Source organism: Lentzea pudingi (assembly GCF_014646255.1).
Lineage (GTDB): Bacteria > Actinomycetota > Actinomycetes > Mycobacteriales > Pseudonocardiaceae > Lentzea > Lentzea pudingi.
Map to the genome: position 1 here is coordinate 474,287 of NZ_BMNC01000005.1, position 18,060 is coordinate 492,346.

Consider the following 18,060-nt stretch of genomic DNA (forward strand, 5'->3'; position numbering starts at 1 on the left):
ACGGCCGCGCCACTGTTAGGCCGCCGACTTCTGATCGGGCTGACCCTGCTGACCCGCAGGCTTGTTCTCACGCTTGGGCGGAGCCCCGACCTGAGGCGCGCTGATACCCGTGGCCCGGATCGTGAAGCCCTGGTACTTGAACCGGTCCCCCATGACGCGCGGCTCGACCGTCAGCCCCTCGAACGCGACCGGCCGGACCTCAACGCCGGGCATGACCTGCACGGCCTGAGGAGGAACGGGCTGAACGTCCGCGAGCACGGTGATCGTGACCGACGCGTCCCGCTCCTTCTCGGCCGACGGGTCGGTGACGACGACCTTCCACTGACGCTTTCCGGACCGCTCGTCGACCTTCTGCTTGGCCTGCTTGCCGCGCGCCTTGTCCTCGTTGCTCATGTACTCCATGTCCGGAGCGACCACGCCAACCATGAGCGCGCCCTGCGGAAAGACCTGGTCAAACAATGTCTCAAAGCGAGTGCCGTACGGAACCGCCATGACTGCAACCTCCCTAGCCCGGCTAGGCCGTCTGTACGACCTAGACAAGTTACAAGCTAGCTAGGTTGTCTAGCCAGGTCAAGTAGTTCATCGTTTTCGCAGGTGAGCTAGCTCCCTAGGCGGGCTAGACAAGTGGCTCTATCATGCGAGGGAGAGGCTTGCTTGCAAGCAAGCAGGCGTGCATGCACGCACGAGCAGCGCTAGGAACCTATTGCTGCTCCGACATCGAGAGGCAGACATGGGACTGGACCCGGACGACCCGCGACCGCCGTACGTGCAGGTAGCGAATGCCTTGCGGGCCGCCATCCTGACCAAGGTCTTCAAGGCCGGCGACAAGCTTCCTTCACGCGCCGAACTCGCGAAGAAGTACGAAGTTGCGCCGATGACCGTGCAGAACGCACTGCGCGAGCTGCGCGACGAAGGCCTGATCGTCTCCCGACAGGGCAGCGGCGTCTTCGTCCGCGAGCGCACCGAACGCCCAGTAGGACTCCGCCCGCACATCGAGCGCGCGTTCGAGGCTGAACGCGTCTCCATCGACTTTGCTGGCTTCTCTGGCGAGACGCTGCAAGGCGTTATGCAGGAGCCGCTGGACAAGATCCGAATCGGCCGACTGACGCCCACCTCGATCAACATCCGGATGCTCGTCCCGGACACATCTCAGCCGTGGGCGATACCGTGCCAGGTCGAGGACTTGCAGGACAGCCCAGGCTTCCGCAAGCGCATGGACGAGATCATGCGCCGCCACACTCTCGCGATCGTGGACAACGTCCAGGAACTCGGAGATCTCGGCCTGGTCAAGGACGTCTCCGTCGAGATCAAGGTTCACCGCGCCGCGCCGCTGTTCAAGCTCTACCTACTCAACAACGAGGAAGCCTTCTTCGGCTTCTACCCTGTCCGCGAGCATGTCATCCGCTTCGACGGCGAACCCAAGCCGATCTACGACCTCGTCGGCAAGGAAGCCATCCTCTTCCAGCACAGCGTCACCGACGATGACACAAGCACCGGCAGCCAATACGTCGAGCAGGCACGCATGTGGTTCGACTCGATGTGGGACACGGTGTCGACGGAGTACTTGCGGTGACGAGGAGCCAATCGCCTACCGACGATCCTAGTATCCTTCGCGATACGCTGGCTGGAATCGATGCACTTCTACTTGACTTCGATGGACCTGTCTGCTCAGTATTCGCAGGATTCCCGGCTCCGGTGGTCGCCGACCAGCTTCGCGAAGTCCTTCACGAGGGCATGCATGGACCGTTGCCGACAGATATCGAGAAGACAGTTGATCCGTTCGAAGTATTCAAGTACGCCGCACTACTTGGAACCTACGAAGCGAGATTCCTTGAAGCTGCGCTGACAGCTCACGAAGTAGAGGCCGTGAAGACGGCACAGCCAACGCCAGGAGCGATCGAAGCAATCCGAAAGTGGCACAACTCGGGTCGCCCTATTGCAATTGTAAGCAACAACTCCACCATTGCAATCGAAGCATATCTGAGCCTTCAAGATACATCTTCAGGAATATCTATTTTCGGCCGCGACAGCTTCGATCCAGAAGACCTGAAGCCAAACCCCAAGCGAGTACTTGATGCCATCAGTCTACTTGGAATCCAAAACGATCAGTGCGTGCTAGTGGGCGACTCTGTCTCTGATGTGCTCGCCGCAAATGCCGCAGGCGTCAAATGTATAGCCTACGCAAATAGGCCTCACAAGACGAAGGATCTATTGGACGCGGGACCAAGTTGCATCATTACTGACATGAGGTCAATTGTTAAGTCGATCGGCTGACTACTTGGTCTTCTCAGACGCGAGATCGCCCACATGATCTTCTTTGATGGATACGTGCACATTTGAAACGATCGGTATGTAGTGACCACGCTTGACGGACGTCGGCACAGAAAGCGCGTCTGAGGTATTTATCTTGCCCGAGGCCACCCAGGTATGACCGTGTTCATACAGGTACAACTTTCGCTCACCTAGCAACCTGATGGCGTCGGCCTCTGCCACGACTGAGATGTCACCTGCAACGCCGTACTTGGTGAGGGGGGCTTTTCCAGCAACTTCCTTAAAAGCCCGAGCAAGATCATCGCGCTCCGCGGCGGTTGCATCATCAGCAACGAAAATGCAAGTCAGTTGAACAAGTGTACCTGAGGTACTCTCAGGATTCGTCTTTTCAACCAGGACAATTCCTACGCTTGGAATCTTAAGCTCAGGAAAGCGTGAGCGAACGGTTGTAAACAGCGCTTTCGGATATTTTAGCGCTCGAAGGTGCACGACTGTGCGTGGAGTTGGGCCGTCGCTCTTGTCACGGCTCGCAGTTTTGGCCATTTTCGACAGAATATCTGGCCGCACCAGCTTCTTGTATGCTTCAACAAACTTCGGATTCAGCTCAGTACCAATAGGACGTCGACCCATGGCTTCTGCTACTGCCGCGACGGTCCCAGATCCAGCGAATGGATCGCACACGATATCGCCCTCATCGGTGGACAACATCAGAAGGCGGCTCACCAAGTCTGGCGGAAACGGACACGCATGTTGTACCGCAGCGTTCGCCCAACTACCCTGAGTTGGAATAGGAATATGCCAGATATTGTCTGGAGCTTTGCCTTGCGGATTGTACCGCTCAGGATACCGAACCCACCAATGTGCGATCTGACTAGCGTCACGAAGCCTCGACGAGTGGAACTTAAAATCGGAAGTCTTAACCAAAAGCAAAACGTATTCGAAAGAGTTGCGCAAGCGACCGTGATGAGACCAAGGCCGAGTTTTATCCTTGTGCCAAATAATTACTTCACGCAAAATCCAGCCAGCCTGGCCGGCTAGCTGCGCCAGCTCAAATGGAAGCGGCCGCAAGGACGACGGCCGAGGATCCCTTGGTCCGCGACGTGATTGTTTCTGAGGCTTTAGGTAGGTGTCAGCTACGAGCCATAGACATCCGTCGTCTTGGGTACGTCGATACAGAACATCAAAGATATTCTTGCAATCGGCTAGATAGTCGTCGTCATTTTGTCCTCGACCGATTTGGTTCTCGACCCCGTAGTCGATCAAGGAACTGTAAGGAGGACTGGTGACTGTCGCGGTGAGAATCGGGGCATCCGGCTGCTGGGGATCCAGAGCCACTGCCGCCCGACGAAGGTAGGATTCAAGACGCCGTGAGTCCGCCCGGTGAACCGTGAAGATCGAGTCGCCCTGGCCGGTCATGACAGGCTCCTCCTTCGCCACTTTTGCTGGTGGCACAAGCATGTTGGGCCTAGACCCCGGCATCGCTGCCTGGTCAGGCGGATCTCCTGGTAACTCTAGTGGAACTCTGCAAGGAGATCTACTTGTACCGCAGCCTGCGGCTACCAGAGCGTGCCCGAAGCCGGCAGATGCTCCACGGACCCATCTCCTAGCACCCTGCACATCGCCGCGGGCAGCTGCTCCCGGCAGGTCTTGCTGGTCTGAGCGGGGGTGACGCGGCCAGTGTCATTCCACTCGAAGTTGATGACGAAGGTGACCATCGGAGTTTCCTGTGGGTGTTCTCCGTAACCGGCAACGTATTGACAGTTCACACGCCACCCACGTGCACATGCAAGCTGAATTATTCTGAGTGGCACCAGAACCATCAGAAGACGCTGCACGATGGCCTTATCCCAGCTGTCAAGCACTTCGGGTTTTTGCTCAAGTTCATCTAGCTGGTCCCGAAGATGAGTTTCGACCCACAGCATAAGATCTGGACAGTCGAATACCTGATCAGCAATGAAAGCCGCTTGCTCGCCTCGCTGCTGCGGAGTGCAGATTAGATCTGCATTCAGAGTTAGACAGAGAGTCCAATCGATCGGAGGGCGATTTATATCCCCTTCATGAATTCGCGCAATCTTATCGATCGCATTCAAGACCGGAATTGTTCCGTCCGGGTGCATTTTGAGTGACTGATTGAAGTCCAAGTTCACAACAGCGGCGCGAAACTGCTTCTTGTTCTTCGAGTCAGGAAAAACATCTGGAAAGTTCCATGAGAGCATCCCTGAAATGTTTTCTTGCCTAACACTGAGACCCGGGATCTTTTTACGCAGCAGACCACAAGCCATCATGTTTGATTCGATCGCGACAATTCGCGAGGCGTCAGCAGCCACAATCGGGCCTGCCTCGGTTGTCCGGATGACACCCTCATCAATCAGAAGCTTGATATCAAGACCGTGTTGTCCAGGAAGAGTCAGATAAAGAGGAACACCGTTCGCCAATGCCGCTTTGTCGTGAGCGCGAACCGACGCGAGCCACCACTGCCTAATGGTAATCTTGGCAGGTCGACTAAGCTCCATGGCGTCGTCAATGGATCTTTTCGTGGGCTCAGTCACGGAGCCGCCGGGTCAACTCTGTAATGAATTGTTCAGCCAGGTCTGCTGGAAGAACTTCTTGAGCTACATCAACCGCGATCTCGTAGACGTCGCCCACCGAATAAGTCCGGGTAAGCTTTCGGACTTCCTTCTTGGTCTCGCTCGCAGAAGCTTTCTCTGTTGTATTCGCCCACGTTGAGGTCAACTTGGCCGCTGTTTCTTTGCCGTATGATTCCTCGACGCGCTTGGCGACCTCCTTAATCTTTTCGCGCTGCCCTTGCGCACGCTGAACCTGGCGCTCTTCGCTTGGCGTCTTGTACATCTGGGTACGCACATCGCGCAAGAATGCGCGAAGTTCCTGAATGAACCAAGACTGAAGCTTTACATACGAGGAATGTGTGTCGCGAAGCGTGCGACGATCGATGTTCAAAGCATCATCGAGCTCGCCATTGACATACAACTCGCCGGTCACCCAGTCCTGAAAGAGTGCCTCGATGTGCTTCGGGAAACCGAGAAATCCGTTGTCGTAGTCACCAACCGCAGACTCGCGAATTCGCAACAAGATCCCGTTAAGCTCGCTGGGTTTATACACGCCATGTCTGGCGAACAGATACCCATGCACCTGAATCTCTTCGTCCTCATAGTTGAGAACTTTTAGCAGATTCATCTTTTTGGGATCTGTGAGAACGGCCGGCTTTACGAGGTCGGTTCCGTCATAAATTACTCGAAAGTCAGAAGCCGCTGCTCGTTTGGTGAAAGAGGCCAACGCACCTTCATGTTCCGGCAAAGTCCAATTGGGTAGATACTTAACCGGAACGTTCATGCCGATTCGGAGGCGAGTCTGACTGTAAAGATCAAGCTCGTCCCAAGTATTTAGGCTCGCTAGAACTCTTCTTACGGTATCTTCATTTAGTCCGTAGATCGACTTTGAGGATTCCTCAGAGAGATTTCCAGTTTCGGCAATAAACTGCGGCAGCGCTTCTTCTCGGATCCTTTTAAGGTACACTTTTGTATAGTGTTCCTTCGGATCCTCTTCCAGAATGACGCCGTCGTAGTCACCCTTCTTCACGTCTCCTGAGGGTGTCTTACGTTTCTCATACGACCGGTTGCGGATCTCGCCGAAGCGGATCGTTACGTGCAGTAGCTCCGGGCTTCCCTTACAGGTTGAGTAGATTTCCATCTCGTCACACAGCTCATTTGCTGCGATGAACCCGATGCCGATCTTGCCGATCTTCTTGCGCTTCTTCTCGGTTTCTTGACCTGAGTCGCGCTTGTGTGATTCAGCCACCCTGCTGAAGTGTTCGACAAACTGCGCCTGGGTCATTCCTGTGCCGTTGTCTTCAATCGCAATAAAGTCAGCATCGGGTTTGACGGACACAACTACTTCCGTGGCGTCCGCGTCATAGCTGTTGTTGATCAGCTCTTTCAAGCATGCTGCGGCGTTCTCGTATAGACCTGAGGACAGGTAGTCGATCACCCGGGCGGCGACCTTGATCTCGCCCTGGAAGCTCCGATCTTCGTCGGTCATGTACCCCCAACCTTCCGCTGCACTGATCAGCATCGTAGGGACGCTGCTGATGTCAGAGTGGCGCAATCTGGTCAACAACGCTGGGCCATCTAGGTGATGTTGCTCTTGCACTGACGCCTTTGACCGCAGAGCGAAGCCATCCCGACACAGCGGGGTATGACAGCGCCCGCATCCACGCTAGACGTTGCCGAACTTGGCTCTATGGGATCAAGGCGCGCCGCCGTCGGCGGCGCGCACGGGGCCTGTCGCGTTGGCACCGGCTCCCATCCATCCCGGCACGCCGGGCTCCCGCTTCGCTCCGCCCGTCGGCCGTGCGGCGCGGCCGGCGTCCATCCACGGCAGCGCGCCACCGACGGCGACGCGCAGGAGCTCCCAACACCCAGGCTCGGGACGATCGCGCGATCCAAGACCTGACCAAGCCGGGCACGGCGATCGACGCCCGCCAACGCTCCGCGTCATCGGCCACCGGACATGCCAAAGCCGCCCCACCGAGGACCAGCGGGACGGGACAGCCACAAGGCCAGCCACCTGAACGAGGTGTAGCTACGGGTGTAGCAACGGTCCGGGACAGGTTGGGACGAGACAGCACCCCTGATCAGCCAAGACCGACAACCGCGGACTAACCCGAACAAGCCTGGACAGCCAGATGCAGCCTTGAAAGCGGGAGACGGGCAACCGTCCGGGGGTTCAAATCCCTCCGCTTCCGCTCAATACCCCGGCCTGCGGAAATGCAGGACTGAGGAAGTCTTGAACGCATGGCTGAGCAAGCAGAACACTTCGCCGCTCTTGCGCGACTTCCGACGGTGGACCGGAACGCCCGCGCGTCGACGCGGTTCGTCCAGTCGCGCGTCGTCAGGAGCCCGGCGCCATTCCTCCCAGCCGTCGACGCTCGTGTTGCCCGAGGCGGAACAACCGCCTGACGGCGGCGCGAACGTCCGCCAAGCGGATGCAGCCCGTAGCCGGCGCAGTCGCCCTGTGCAGCTCGCCGGCTGTCAGGTGTCTCCGGTTATATCGAGGCGGCAGTCCAACGGCAGATCGAGCGTGACGGCCTCGACGAATCGTCGCCGCGACCGACCGAACCGGCCCGATCGCCGCCGAGGAGATCGAGGCCGAGCACCCGGCGACTCGGCCGGCTGCTTGAAAGCGGAGACGAGCAACCGTCCGGGAATTCGAATCCCTTCGCTTCCACAGTTCAGAAAGGTCGCGAAGGCGGTCGGGAGGCCCCTCTGCCCGGAGGCAGAGGGCTCCGGGTCACGCTGTCACCAGCGGCGGTTGGCCAGCTGCACGCCGAGCCAGGCACCGTGCCGTGCCATGGCCCCGAGCTTGCTGACACCCAGTCGCTCGGCGGCAGCCATCCGGCTCTCCCGCAGGCGTTCCGCCTGCCCGTCGAGCATGGTGCCCTTGCTGTGCTGGTTGGGGTGCACGCGGTAGGACAGCAACTCCTCGCCGAGCACGTCCACGCCGTGCGTGCCCAGCATCCGCAGCCACATGTCGTAGTCCTCGGAGCGGGTGCAGCGCTGGTCGAAGTTGCCGAGCCCCTGTGCGACCGACTTCCGCAGCATCATGCTGGGCGCGATCATGCAGTTGAACCACAGCAGCGTGCGGGCGACCTTGTCCCGGCCGATGGGCGGGTGCATCTCGCCGATCCGCGTGCCCTGGATGTCGATCTTCTGTGCCCAGGTGCCGAGCGCGGCCAGGTCCGGCTCGGCGGCGAACCGCTCCACCTGCTTGGCGAGCCGCTCCGGGGCGGCCAGGTCGTCGGCGTCGAGCAGCGCGATCAGCTCGTGCGACGCGGCGGCCAGGCCGAAGTTGCGGCCGGTCGCGACGCCGCTGCGCGGGGCGGGCGTCAACACGTACTTGACTTTCTCACGAGGCAGGAATTCGGTGGCTGCCCGATTCTGCTCGCATTCGCCGTCGAGCACGAACACCAGTTCCCAATCCTGGAAAGTCTGGTCGGCGAGTGTCCGCAGGGTCTCCGGAAGATAAGGCGCTTTCGGCGCCACGGTCATTACGACAGAAACCGGGGTGGACACTGGAAAACCTCCTGGAACGGCGACCCTACCGAAGCGCGACGTGATTCTATCAGGAGCATTTCTTTGCCCACTCGGCGCGTTTCCGGATCAGACCGAGCTCGCCTGCGGACGACCCCCGAACCGGCGGAGCAGCGAACAAGGCGCCGCGTCCGCAGCAGCAGCGTTTTGCCTGCTCGTGCGGCTGACTTTGCAACCCACGTGACGAGATCTGCCGAGCGGCGGCCAGGTTCGGTCGAGATCAAGTAGCCGCCTCATCCTTAGGGAGTGATTCACATCTCCGATTCCATGAGTGGGCGACCTGAGTCAACGAAAGCGTCGACCAATGCCCGCTCCGGGCGGGCGTGACAACCTTAATTCGCGTCCGGTCTGCTTCTCGGGCCCACTTGGAAACGAAACAGCGGCGGAGCCCGAAGACACCGCCGCCGTTTTAGATCAAACAGCTGACTACGAGACGGCCGCGTGCGAGTGGTCGTCGTGCGAAGCCGACTTCAAAGCCGCCGAACGGGCCTCAGCTCGCTTCGAACGAGGCGGCACCCCGTTGACGTCCTCAGTGGACACCCCGTAGGCGGCGGTCACGAACGCGATGGCCCCGGCGTTGCGGCCCAGAGCCACGCGGTCGACGTTGCCGAGGTTGTCGCACTTCGAGTGGTAGCACGGGTCATAGGCGACGCCGGCCGTCCCGCCCCACTTGGCGGCCTGGGCCGCGGTCTTGACGCCCTCGGCGCCGGTGAAGAGGCCGCCGGCCGGGATGCCCTGGGCGATGAACTCGCCGTAGTCCGAGCGGCCCGAGAAGTCCGTGCCCTCGGTCGGGACGCCCTTGGCGGCGAAGTAGTCGGCGAAGGCCTTTTCGATCTGGGCCGAGCCGTACGGGCCCGCGCCCGCGCCCACCGCGTCGGAGTCGTCGCCGTCGTAGATGAAGTACGCGGCGTTCGGGGAGCCGACCATGTCGAAGTTCAGGTACAGGGCGATGTCCAGCTGCTGTTCGAACGTCAGCGAGCGGACCCATTCCTCGGAGCCGATGAGGCCGCGCTCCTCTGCTCCCCACCAGGCGAAGCGGATGGCGTTGTCGACCTTCGGGCGGGAGCCGAGCTGGAGTGCGGTTTCGAGCAGTGCGGCGGAGCCGGTGCCGTTGTCGTTGATGCCCGCGCCCAGTTCGACGCTGTCGAGGTGGGCGCCTGCCATGACGACGTTGTTCTTGCGGCCGGTGCGGGTATCGGCGATGACGTTGCGCTGGGTGCGGGTCTCGGTGTGGTAGCGCATGTCCACGGTGACCGCGGCGCCTGCCTTGCCGGCGAGCGTGGTGCCGTCCGCCTGGGAGATGCCGCCGGTCGGGATCAGGCCCGGGTTGGTCAGCGTCACGTTGGACAGGGGGCCCGCGGTGTTGTTCGAGACGAGCACGGCGATGGCGCCCGCCGCGGCCGCGTTGAGGTGCTTCTGCTCGAACGTGCAGCCGCCTCGGCGGATGAGGGCGACGCTGCCGGTGTAGCTCTGGCTCGCGAAGTCCGTTGCCTCGCAACCCGTGGTGGCGTCCTCCGGGACCACGCGCAGCGGGCCGGTGATGCCGCCGACCGGGGTCTGGGGTGAGGCGGTCATGACGATCGCCTGGTAGTTCACGCCGTCGACGCGGGCGGTTTCCGCGTCGGTGACGGGGACGTCGAAGCTGAAGTTCGGGGTCGTGACGATGAAGCCCTCGGCGCGGAGCTTGCCCGCGACGTACTCGACGCTCGCGTCGTAGCCGGGGGTCAGGGCCGCGCGGTTGCCGCCGTTGCGGTCGGCGATGCGCTGGAACGCGATCAGGTGCCGGTTGACACCCTCTACGGTCACCTTCTTCGCGAGCTTCTTGGCGAGTGCGGGGCCCGCCGGGTCTGCGGCGGCGGACGCCGTTGCGGTAGGGGCAGCGACTAGTGCCGAGATGGCAAGCACAGCCGCCAGCTTGGTTCTGCCGGACATGAACGTTCCCCTTCGTTCGAGATGGCTGCACCCTCACAAAAAGGAGACGCGGGACACAATCCGTCGGTCGGCGGGAGTTCAGCTGGTGATCAGGTGAACACACTCCGCTAGTCCCTCGACCGCGACCTTCCACTCCGGGCGCACGAAATTCGCCTCGTCCAGACGCAATCGCACGTGCTCAAGGCGTTCTCCGCGGGGAGCCAGGCCCATCGTGCCGTCGTGCACGTAGCCGAGCTTGGCGCTGACGCGGTTCGACGCGTGGTTGCCCTGCCAAGCCGCCGAACGAGCGATGCGCGCGCCCAGGTGGTCGAACGCGAACTGCAGCACGGCGACACGCATCTCCGTGCCGAACCCGTGGCCGTGGAACTCCCTGCCCAGCCACGAGCCGGTGCTCACCTCGCGCAGCACCTCGAACTCGCGCGCGCCGACGTCCTGCACGCCGATCACCCGGCCCTCGTGCCGGACGATGAACGTGATCACCCAGTCCTTCGCGGTGAACCGGGCGCGCGTCCCCCAGAAGTGCTGGAGCATCCCGAGCCCGCCGTCGTCGGCGAGGGTGTCGGTCCACGGCACGTTGAACGGCATCTCGGACGGGTCGTGCACGCCTGCCTGAGCGACGCGCACGAGCTCGAACAGACCGGCGTCGTCGTCCGGGCGCAGCTCCAGGCGCGGGGTGCGGAGAACGAGGTGTCGTAGCGGCCAGGCGTCCATGATCCGATGGTGCCGGACCTGTCGAACAGTATTACGGTCGACTGTATGCATGCCATCACTGTTCGCGAACCCGGCAGCCCGGACGTGCTCGAGTGGACCGAGGTCGCCGACCCGTCCCCCGGCAGGGGCGAGGTGCTGATCGACGTCGCCGCGAGTGCGGTCAACCGCGCGGACCTGTTGCAGCGGCAGGGTTTGTACCCGCCTCCCAAGGGCGCGTCGGACGTCATCGGGCTGGAGTGCTCGGGCACGATCGCGGCGGTCGGCGAGGACGTCACGGACTGGCACGTCGGCGACGAGGTGTGCGCGTTGCTGGCCGGCGGTGGTTACGCGGAGAAGGTCGTCGTGCCCGCGGTCCAGGTGCTGCCGGTCCCCCAGAGCGTCGACGTCGTCACGGCCGCCGCACTGCCCGAGGTCGCGTGCACGGTCTGGTCGAACGTCGTGATGGACGGCCGGCTCAAGCTCGGCGAGACGTTCCTCGTGCACGGCGGTGCGGGCGGCATCGGCACGCACGCGATCCAGGTCGCCAAGGCACTCGGCGCGACCGTCGCGGTCACGGCGGGCTCCGACGAGCGGCTGCGGAAGTGCGCGGAGCTCGGCGCCGACATCACGGTCAACTACAAGACCCAGGACTTCGTCGAAGAGGTCGGGAAGGCCGACGTCGTCCTCGACAACATGGGTGCCTCCTACCTCCCCCGCAACATCGACGTCCTCGCGCCGGACGGCCGGTTGATGATCATCGGCATGCAGGGCGGCGTGAAGGGCGAACTGCCGATCGGCAAGCTCCTCGCCAAGCGGGCGTCGGTGATGGCGACGGGCCTGCGCGGCCGGACCGTCGACGGCAAGGGCGCGATCGTGGCCCAGGTCCGCGAACACCTGTGGCCGTTGATCGAGAGCGGCGCGGTGAAGCCGATCGTCGGCCAGGTCGTGCCGATGTCGGACGCCGCGCAGGCGCACCGGTTGCTGGAGGCGAGCGACGTCTTCGGGAAGGTCCTGCTCAGGCGAGACCGGTAGCCACGGCCAGCGTGGTCCGGGGAGCCGTGCGGAACTCCAGCCCGAACTCCTCGGACCACCGCGTCAGCACCGCCTGCTCGTCCGGCCGGTCGGCGTCGTCGGCCAGCATCGTGGCCCCCGGCGCCAGCACGGCGTTGAGCACGGGCATCGCCGGATACCGCGAGTCACCGGACCCCGGCCCGTCCACGAGCAGCAGGTCCACCAGACCGAACTTCTCGACGTACCCGAGCACTTCGTCGTGCACCTGCTGCGGCGCGTACCACTGGCCGTGCCGCGACAACGCCGCCGGATGCCGCGACAACGGCGCGTGCACCACACGGGCGGCCGAACCCAGACCCTCACGTCTTATTTGCGACGCAACGAAAGCAGCCGTGCGTTCGTCGTGCTCGATCGACAACAGGTGCCCGAAACCGCGCTGCTGCAACAAACGCGCGAGCAGGACCGTGGACGAGCCGCAACCCAGTGCCACCAGGACGGTGCGGGCGCCGAGCACGATCTCGTCCATCACCGCGACGAGCGCCGACGGCCGGAGGTCGCCGGCGAGCTGCGGGAGGTACTCGGTGTCCAGGGAGCCGAGGCGCTGCAGGGCCGAGAGGTCGGCGAGCTCGCGAGCCAGCGAGTCGTCCACAGGTGCTCTCCCGAATCCCTCAGCCCAGTTCGGCCACCGCCCGGACCAGGTCGTCCATCTCGACCGCGTTCGTGTAGTGCGCCAGCCCGATGCGGATGGCGCCGCCGATCTCGCCGACGCCCAGCACCGAGAACACGCCGTACTGGCCAGGGTCGGCGAACGCGCAGACACCCCGGGACGCGAGGTGTTCGACGCCGTCCTCCGCCTTGACCCCGGCGATCGAGAACGCCAGCGCGGGCACCCGTCGCATGGCGTCGCCGATCACCATCACGTGCCGCAGCGAGCGCAGTTCGTTGATCAGATTAGCGAGCAGCCCGGCCTGGTACGCCTTCACGGATCCCAGCGACGTCAACACCCGCTCACGGCGCGTGCCGGACGCCGCGTCGTCGAGGTCCGCGAGGTACTCGACGGACGCAACGAGCCCGGCGAGCATCGGATACGCGTGCGGGCCGAGCTCCAGTCGTTCAGGGCCGCGCGCCATCGGGTCGACCGAGACCGACGGCAGCCGCTCCAGCACCGACGGGTCGCGGAACACCAGCGCACCGACGGGCGGACCACCCCACTGACCAGCGGAAAGAGCCACGACGTCGGCACCCATGCCAACGATGTCCAACGGCACGAACGGCGCCGCGGACGAGGCGTCGACCACCATCAGCGAGCCGTGCGCGCGTGCCACCGCGGAGATCTTGCCCAGGTCCGGCCGCGTGCCGACGACACCGGACGCCGCCGTGATGGCGATCAGCTTCGTGCGGTCGGTGACGAGCTCGTCGAACTGCCAGCTCGGCAGCTCGCACGTCTCGATGTCGATCTCCGCCCATTTGACCGCGCTGCCGGTCCGCTGAGTCGCACGCAACCACGGTGCGATGTTCGCCGGGTGGTCCAAGCGGGAAACCAGGACCTCGTCGCCCATGAACCAGTCGTCGGTCATCGCATCGGCGAGGCGTTGCAACAACACGGCCGAGGAGGGACCGAGAACGACTCCGGCGGGGTCGCCCCCGACCAGGTCCGCGACGGACCTGCGGGCGGCGTCCACGATGCCCTGCGCCCGCTGGGACGCGGGGAAGATGCCTCCTGGCCCGGAGACCGGGGCGCGCAGCGCGGTGGAGACGGCGGTGGCGACCTGTTCGGGCACCTGCATGCCGGCGGGTGCGTCGAGGTGTACCCAGCCGTCGCCGAGCGCGGGGAAGAGCCCTCGTACCCGTGCGACGTCGAACGCCATGAGTAACACCGTACGTAGGCGAGCAAACACGGCGACGACCAGCCCCACCCCGATTGGTTTCGAAAACGTGAATCACGCGAGGATGGAGACCATGAACCAGGAGCAGCCCGTCGTAATCGTCGGCGGCCAGGACGGCGACATCGCCGACCTCGTCGAACAGCCGGCCAAGGTCATGCGGATCGGCACGATGATCAAGCAGCTGCTGGAGGAGGTCCGCGCGGCACCTCTGGACGAGGCCAGCCGCAACCGTCTCAAGGAGATCCACAAGCGGTCGATCGAGGAGCTCGAGGACGGCCTCGCGCCGGAGCTGCGCGACGAGCTGGAGCGCCTCTCGCTGCCGTTCACCGAGGAGGGCACCCCGTCCGACGCCGAGCTGCGGATCGCCCAGGCCCAGCTCGTCGGCTGGCTCGAGGGCCTCTTCCACGGCATCCAGACCGCGTTGTTCGCCCAGCAGATGGCGGCGCGCGCCCAGCTGGAGCAGATGCGCGGCCGCGCGTTGCCCGCCGGCAGCGGCGGCGAAGGTAACGAAGGCGGAACAACAGGCAAAGGGACGGGTCAGTACCTCTAGCTGAACCGGGCGGGTTTGGCTCTACGATGCGCGCTGACCGTTCTGGAGAGGAGCCCTCGTGCTCGACAAAGTCCGCAAAGGCCTGCAGGCCAAGGAGCTTCGTCACAAGCTTCGTGTCAAGGCCATCGAACTCATCCAGGACGCCCTGAAGCCGCAGCAGGAGCAGATCGCCCGCATCCAGGTCCAGCTGGACGGGCTGCGCGACGAGGTCGCCCAGCAGGCGAACCGGATCGTCGACCACACCGTCGGCCACGAGGTGCGGGCCCGCCGCGACATCGTGTTCGCGGCGGACCGGGAAGCCTCGTCGCAGAGCGCTCAGTTCGTGCACAAGAACATGCCGCGGGTCCCGCACTTCGGCTCGCCGCACGAGACCCTCGAGTTCGCGCTGGCACAGGCACCCGAGGCCGGCATGGCGCTCGAGTTCGGCGTCTACACCGGCGGCACGCTCAAGATCATCGCGAACGCCCGCGAGGGTTCCGGCGTCTACGGCTTCGACTCCTTCGAGGGCCTGCCGGAGAACTGGCGCAACGGGTTCCCCGCCGGCACGTTCACGATGGACGGCCTGCCGGACGTGCCGGGCGCCGAGCTCGTCGCCGGGTGGTTCGACGAGACGCTGCCGAAGTTCCTCGCCGACCACGAGGGCCCCGTGACGTTCCTGCACGTCGACTGCGACCTGTACTCGTCCACCAAGACCGTTCTCGACCTGGTCGGACCGCGCCTGGTCGAGGGCAGCATCATCGTCTTCGACGAGTACTTCAACTACCCGCAGTGGCAGGAGCACGAGCACAAGGCCTGGCTGGAGCACGTCGCCGCGCACGGCGTCGAGTTCGACTACCTCGGGTACACCTACGACCACGAACAGGTCATCGTCAAAGTGATCAAGGTCTGACCGCACCGTGACCGACCGGTGAGCATGCCGCTCATCGGTCGCCGGTACGCTCAGTCCTCGTGCAAGCCACCAGTACGCTCGACCAAGCAGAGGCGCCCCCTGCCGTCAAGTCGCGCAGCTTCAAACGCGCGTTCGCTGACGTGCGGGAGGCGTGGGACCACCGTGAGCTGTGGGGCCACCTCGGCTGGCAGGACATCAAGCAGCGCTACCGCCGTTCGGTCATCGGGCCGTTGTGGATCACGATCTCGATGGGCACCACGGCGCTGGCGCTGGGCTTGCTGTACTCGGTGCTGCTCGGCGCGGAACTGCCGGCCTTCCTGCCGTACATCACCGCGGGCTTCATCGTCTGGAACTTCATCCTCGGCTGCATCACCGAGGGCACGGACGTGTTCATCGCGAACGAGGGGCTGATCAAGCACCTGCCGGCGCCGATCACCGTCCACGTGATGCGCATGGTGTGGCGCCAGATCCTGTTCCTGCTGCACAACCTCGTGATCTACGTGATCGTCATGCTGATCTTCTTCGGCACGCTCTCCGAGCCGTACCGGATGACCGAGAACGGCCCGCTCCAGCCCGGACTGAGCTGGACGATCGCGCTGGCCATCCCCGGCTTCGTCCTGCTGGCGGTCAACGCCGTGTGGGTCTCGTTGCTGTTCGGTGTCATCAGCACGCGCTTCCGCGACATCCCGCCGGTCGTGAACAGCTTCATCAACCTGGTGTTCTTCATGACGCCGATCGTCTGGGACGCGAGCATCCTGACGAAGGTCGTCAAGGGCGACCCCGAAGACGGTGCCTGGCGCATGTGGATCGCGGAGCTGAACCCGGTGTACCACTTCGTCGAGATCGTCCGCGCCCCGCTGCTCGGTCACACCGTCGACTGGCACCACTGGGCGGTCGTCGGCGGCTTCACCGTGGTCGGCTGGATGCTCGCACTGGTCATCCTGCGCAACTACCGCGCCCGCGTTTCCTACTGGGTCTAGAGGAGGTCGACACCCCATGGTCAGCATCGACGTCTGGAACGCATCGGTCGACTTCCCGATCTTCGACGCGAAGTCGAGGTCGCTGAAGAAGCTCGCGCTCGGCAAGGTCGGCGGCAAGATCGGCTCAGAGGGCCGCGTACCGATCATCGAAGCCCTGCACGACATCACGCTGTCGATCAAGGACGGCGACCGCGTCGGCCTGGTCGGCCACAACGGCGCCGGCAAGTCGACGCTGCTGCGCCTGCTGGCGGGCATCTACGAGCCCACCCGCGGCCAGTCGCGCATCGTCGGCAAGGTGGCGCCGGTCTTCGACCTCGGCGTCGGCATGGACCCGGAGATCTCCGGGTACGAGAACATCATGATCCGCGGCCTGTTCCTCGGCATGAGCCGCAAGCAGATGGAATCCCGCGTCGACGACATCGCGCAGTTCACCGAGCTCGGTGACTACCTGCAGATGCCGCTGCGCACGTACTCGACGGGCATGCGCGTCCGGTTGGCCCTCGGCGTGGTCACGTCGATCAACCCGGAGATCCTGCTGCTCGACGAGGGCATCGGCGCGGTGGACGCGGCGTTCATGGCGAAGGCGCGCGACCGCCTCAAGAACCTGGTCGCCCGTTCTGGTCTTCTGGTGTTCGCGACGCATTCCGACGAATTCCTCGCGGAGTTCTGCGACAAGGCGATCTGGATGGACGAGGGCCACGTCAAGATGTTCGGAAGCCTTCGCGAGGTGCTGACCGCGTACAAGGGCTTCGACCCCTTCGAGCGCATGCACCCGCACGAGGAAACCCCCGTCCTCAGCGGAAACGGTGGCGAGTAGAGCATGAACCCCGAGGCACTGCCCAAGGGCTCCGTCGTGGCGGTGGTGGTCACCCGCCACCGCAGGGAGCTGCTGGCCGAGTCGTTGAAGGCCCTGGCGACCCAGACGCGCGTTCCCGACCACCTGGTCGTCGTCGACAACGGTCCCGACCAGCCGGTCGGCGACCTGGTCGAGCAGTGCCCGCTGCCCACCACGTACCTGCCGTCGCACCGCAACCTGGGCGGCGCCGGCGGCTTCGCGCTGGGCATCCTGCACGCGCTGTCCCTCGGCGCGGAGTGGGTGTGGCTGGCCGACGACGACGGCCGCCCGGCCGACGAGAACGTGCTGGCCGTGCTGCTGGAGGAGGCGGAACGGCGGAAGCTCGCCGAGATCTCCCCCGTCGTCACGAACATCGACAACCCGGACAAGCTCGCGTTCCCGCTGCGCCGCGGCCTGACCTGGAAGCGCTCGGCCGCCGAACTCGGCACCGACTTCCTGCCGGGGATCGCCTCGCTGTTCAACGGGGCGCTGTTCCGGGCCTCGACACTGGAAGTCGTCGGTGTGCCGGACTTCCGGCTCTTCTTCCGCGGCGACGAGGTCGAGATCCACCGGCGGCTGATCCGCTCCGGGCTGCCGTTCGGCACGTCGCTGCGGGTCGCGTACGTGCACCCGGACGGCACCGACGAGTTCAAGCCGATGCTGGGCGGCAGGTTCCACGCCCAGGACCCGGAGAACCCGATCAAGCGGTACTACACCTACCGCAACCGCGGGTACCTGCTGTCGCAGCCGGGCATGCGCAAGATCGGTGCTCTCGAGGTGCTCCGGTTCGGGCTGTACTTCCTGGCCGTGAAACGGGATCCGAAGGCGTTCTTCGAGTGGATCAAGCTCGTGCGCCTCGGTCGGCAGGAGCGCTTCTTCCGCAAGTGATCTGCTGGGGGCGGGATCGCT

At 63.8% G+C, this 18,060-nt stretch carries 17 protein-coding genes; 8 read left to right on the top strand and 9 right to left on the bottom strand.

Going from position 1 to position 18,060, the window contains the following annotated elements; all coding sequences use genetic code 11:
• Positions 1 to 15: 15 nt before the first annotated feature.
• Positions 16 to 492, bottom strand: a complete 477-nt coding sequence (locus IEY88_RS21130) for a hypothetical protein (protein WP_189156494.1) — start codon at positions 490 to 492, stop codon at positions 16 to 18.
• A 238-nt stretch (positions 493 to 730) separates the two neighbouring features.
• Here IEY88_RS21130 and IEY88_RS21135 point away from each other — a divergent pair, with 238 nt between their 5' ends.
• A complete protein-coding gene (locus IEY88_RS21135; protein ID WP_189156495.1) occupies positions 731 to 1,573 on the top strand; it encodes a GntR family transcriptional regulator in 843 nt (280 codons plus the stop codon).
• Positions 1,570 to 2,274, top strand: a complete 705-nt coding sequence (locus tag IEY88_RS21140; protein ID WP_189156496.1) for an HAD family hydrolase — start codon at positions 1,570 to 1,572, stop codon at positions 2,272 to 2,274. The genes IEY88_RS21135 and IEY88_RS21140 overlap by 4 nt, the downstream gene beginning before the upstream one ends.
• Here the strand turns inward: IEY88_RS21140 and IEY88_RS21145 are convergent, their stop codons facing one another.
• The 6 genes from IEY88_RS21145 to IEY88_RS21170 all read right to left on the bottom strand — a co-directional run bounded on the left by IEY88_RS21145 (position 2,275) and on the right by IEY88_RS21170 (position 11,021).
• Positions 2,275 to 3,687 carry a DNA-methyltransferase gene (locus IEY88_RS21145; protein ID WP_189156497.1) on the bottom strand — a complete coding sequence of 471 codons (1,413 nt, stop codon included), beginning with the start codon at positions 3,685 to 3,687 and terminating at the stop codon, positions 2,275 to 2,277.
• A 140-nt stretch (positions 3,688 to 3,827) separates the two neighbouring features.
• Positions 3,828 to 4,820, bottom strand: a complete 993-nt coding sequence (locus IEY88_RS21150; protein ID WP_189156498.1) for a hypothetical protein — start codon at positions 4,818 to 4,820, stop codon at positions 3,828 to 3,830.
• Positions 4,813 to 6,360 (bottom strand): ATP-binding protein, encoded by a 1,548-nt coding sequence (locus IEY88_RS21155; protein WP_189156499.1) that lies wholly within the window; start codon positions 6,358 to 6,360, stop codon positions 4,813 to 4,815. Before IEY88_RS21155 ends, IEY88_RS21150 begins: the two co-directional genes overlap by 8 nt.
• A 1,226-nt stretch (positions 6,361 to 7,586) precedes the next feature.
• Complete coding sequence (locus tag IEY88_RS21160) at positions 7,587 to 8,360, bottom strand: glycosyltransferase (protein WP_373294151.1); 774 nt, start codon at positions 8,358 to 8,360, stop codon at positions 7,587 to 7,589.
• A gap of 444 nt (positions 8,361 to 8,804) precedes the next feature.
• Positions 8,805 to 10,310 carry a M28 family metallopeptidase gene (locus IEY88_RS21165; protein WP_189156501.1) on the bottom strand — a complete coding sequence of 502 codons (1,506 nt, stop codon included), beginning with the start codon at positions 10,308 to 10,310 and terminating at the stop codon, positions 8,805 to 8,807.
• A 78-nt stretch (positions 10,311 to 10,388) separates the two neighbouring features.
• Entirely contained in the window at positions 10,389 to 11,021 is a 633-nt protein-coding gene (locus tag IEY88_RS21170) for a GNAT family N-acetyltransferase (RefSeq protein ID WP_189156502.1), read from the bottom strand.
• 45 nt (positions 11,022 to 11,066) lie between these two features.
• On the opposite strand from IEY88_RS21170, the gene IEY88_RS21175 reads away from it, so the two are divergent.
• Positions 11,067 to 12,032, top strand: a complete 966-nt coding sequence (locus IEY88_RS21175) for an NAD(P)H-quinone oxidoreductase (RefSeq protein WP_189156503.1) — start codon at positions 11,067 to 11,069, stop codon at positions 12,030 to 12,032.
• Here the strand turns inward: IEY88_RS21175 and IEY88_RS21180 are convergent.
• On the bottom strand, positions 12,016 to 12,660 hold the full coding sequence (locus IEY88_RS21180; RefSeq protein ID WP_189156504.1) for a class I SAM-dependent methyltransferase: 645 nt from the start codon (positions 12,658 to 12,660) through the stop codon (positions 12,016 to 12,018). The two genes, IEY88_RS21175 and IEY88_RS21180, sit on opposite strands and share 17 nt — an antisense overlap.
• 19 nt (positions 12,661 to 12,679) lie before the next feature.
• Positions 12,680 to 13,879 carry a cysteine desulfurase-like protein gene (locus IEY88_RS21185; RefSeq protein ID WP_189156505.1) on the bottom strand — a complete coding sequence of 400 codons (1,200 nt, stop codon included), beginning with the start codon at positions 13,877 to 13,879 and terminating at the stop codon, positions 12,680 to 12,682.
• Positions 13,880 to 13,970: 91 nt separating this feature from the next.
• Here IEY88_RS21185 and IEY88_RS21190 point away from each other — a divergent pair, with 91 nt between their 5' ends.
• Genes IEY88_RS21190 through glfT1 form a run of 5 tightly spaced genes read left to right on the top strand, consistent with a single transcriptional unit; the run spans position 13,971 to position 18,039 of the window.
• Positions 13,971 to 14,447 (top strand): bacterial proteasome activator family protein, encoded by a 477-nt coding sequence (locus IEY88_RS21190; RefSeq protein ID WP_229693593.1) that lies wholly within the window; start codon positions 13,971 to 13,973, stop codon positions 14,445 to 14,447.
• Positions 14,448 to 14,505: 58 nt separating this feature from the next.
• A complete protein-coding gene (locus IEY88_RS21195; protein ID WP_189156507.1) occupies positions 14,506 to 15,336 on the top strand; it encodes a class I SAM-dependent methyltransferase in 831 nt (276 codons plus the stop codon).
• 59 nt (positions 15,337 to 15,395) lie between these two features.
• A complete protein-coding gene (wzm, locus tag IEY88_RS21200) occupies positions 15,396 to 16,316 on the top strand; it encodes a galactan export ABC transporter permease subunit Wzm/RfbD (RefSeq protein WP_189156508.1) in 921 nt (306 codons plus the stop codon).
• A gap of 16 nt (positions 16,317 to 16,332) precedes the next feature.
• Positions 16,333 to 17,133 (top strand): galactan export ABC transporter ATP-binding subunit Wzt/RfbE, encoded by an 801-nt coding sequence (gene wzt / locus IEY88_RS21205; RefSeq protein WP_189156509.1) that lies wholly within the window; start codon positions 16,333 to 16,335, stop codon positions 17,131 to 17,133.
• Positions 17,134 to 17,136: 3 nt separating this feature from the next.
• The gene (gene glfT1 / locus IEY88_RS21210) at positions 17,137 to 18,039 is read left to right on the top strand and encodes a galactofuranosyltransferase GlfT1 (protein ID WP_189156510.1); all 903 of its coding nucleotides are present in this window, start codon (positions 17,137 to 17,139) and stop codon (positions 18,037 to 18,039) included.
• Positions 18,040 to 18,060 lie beyond the last annotated feature (21 nt).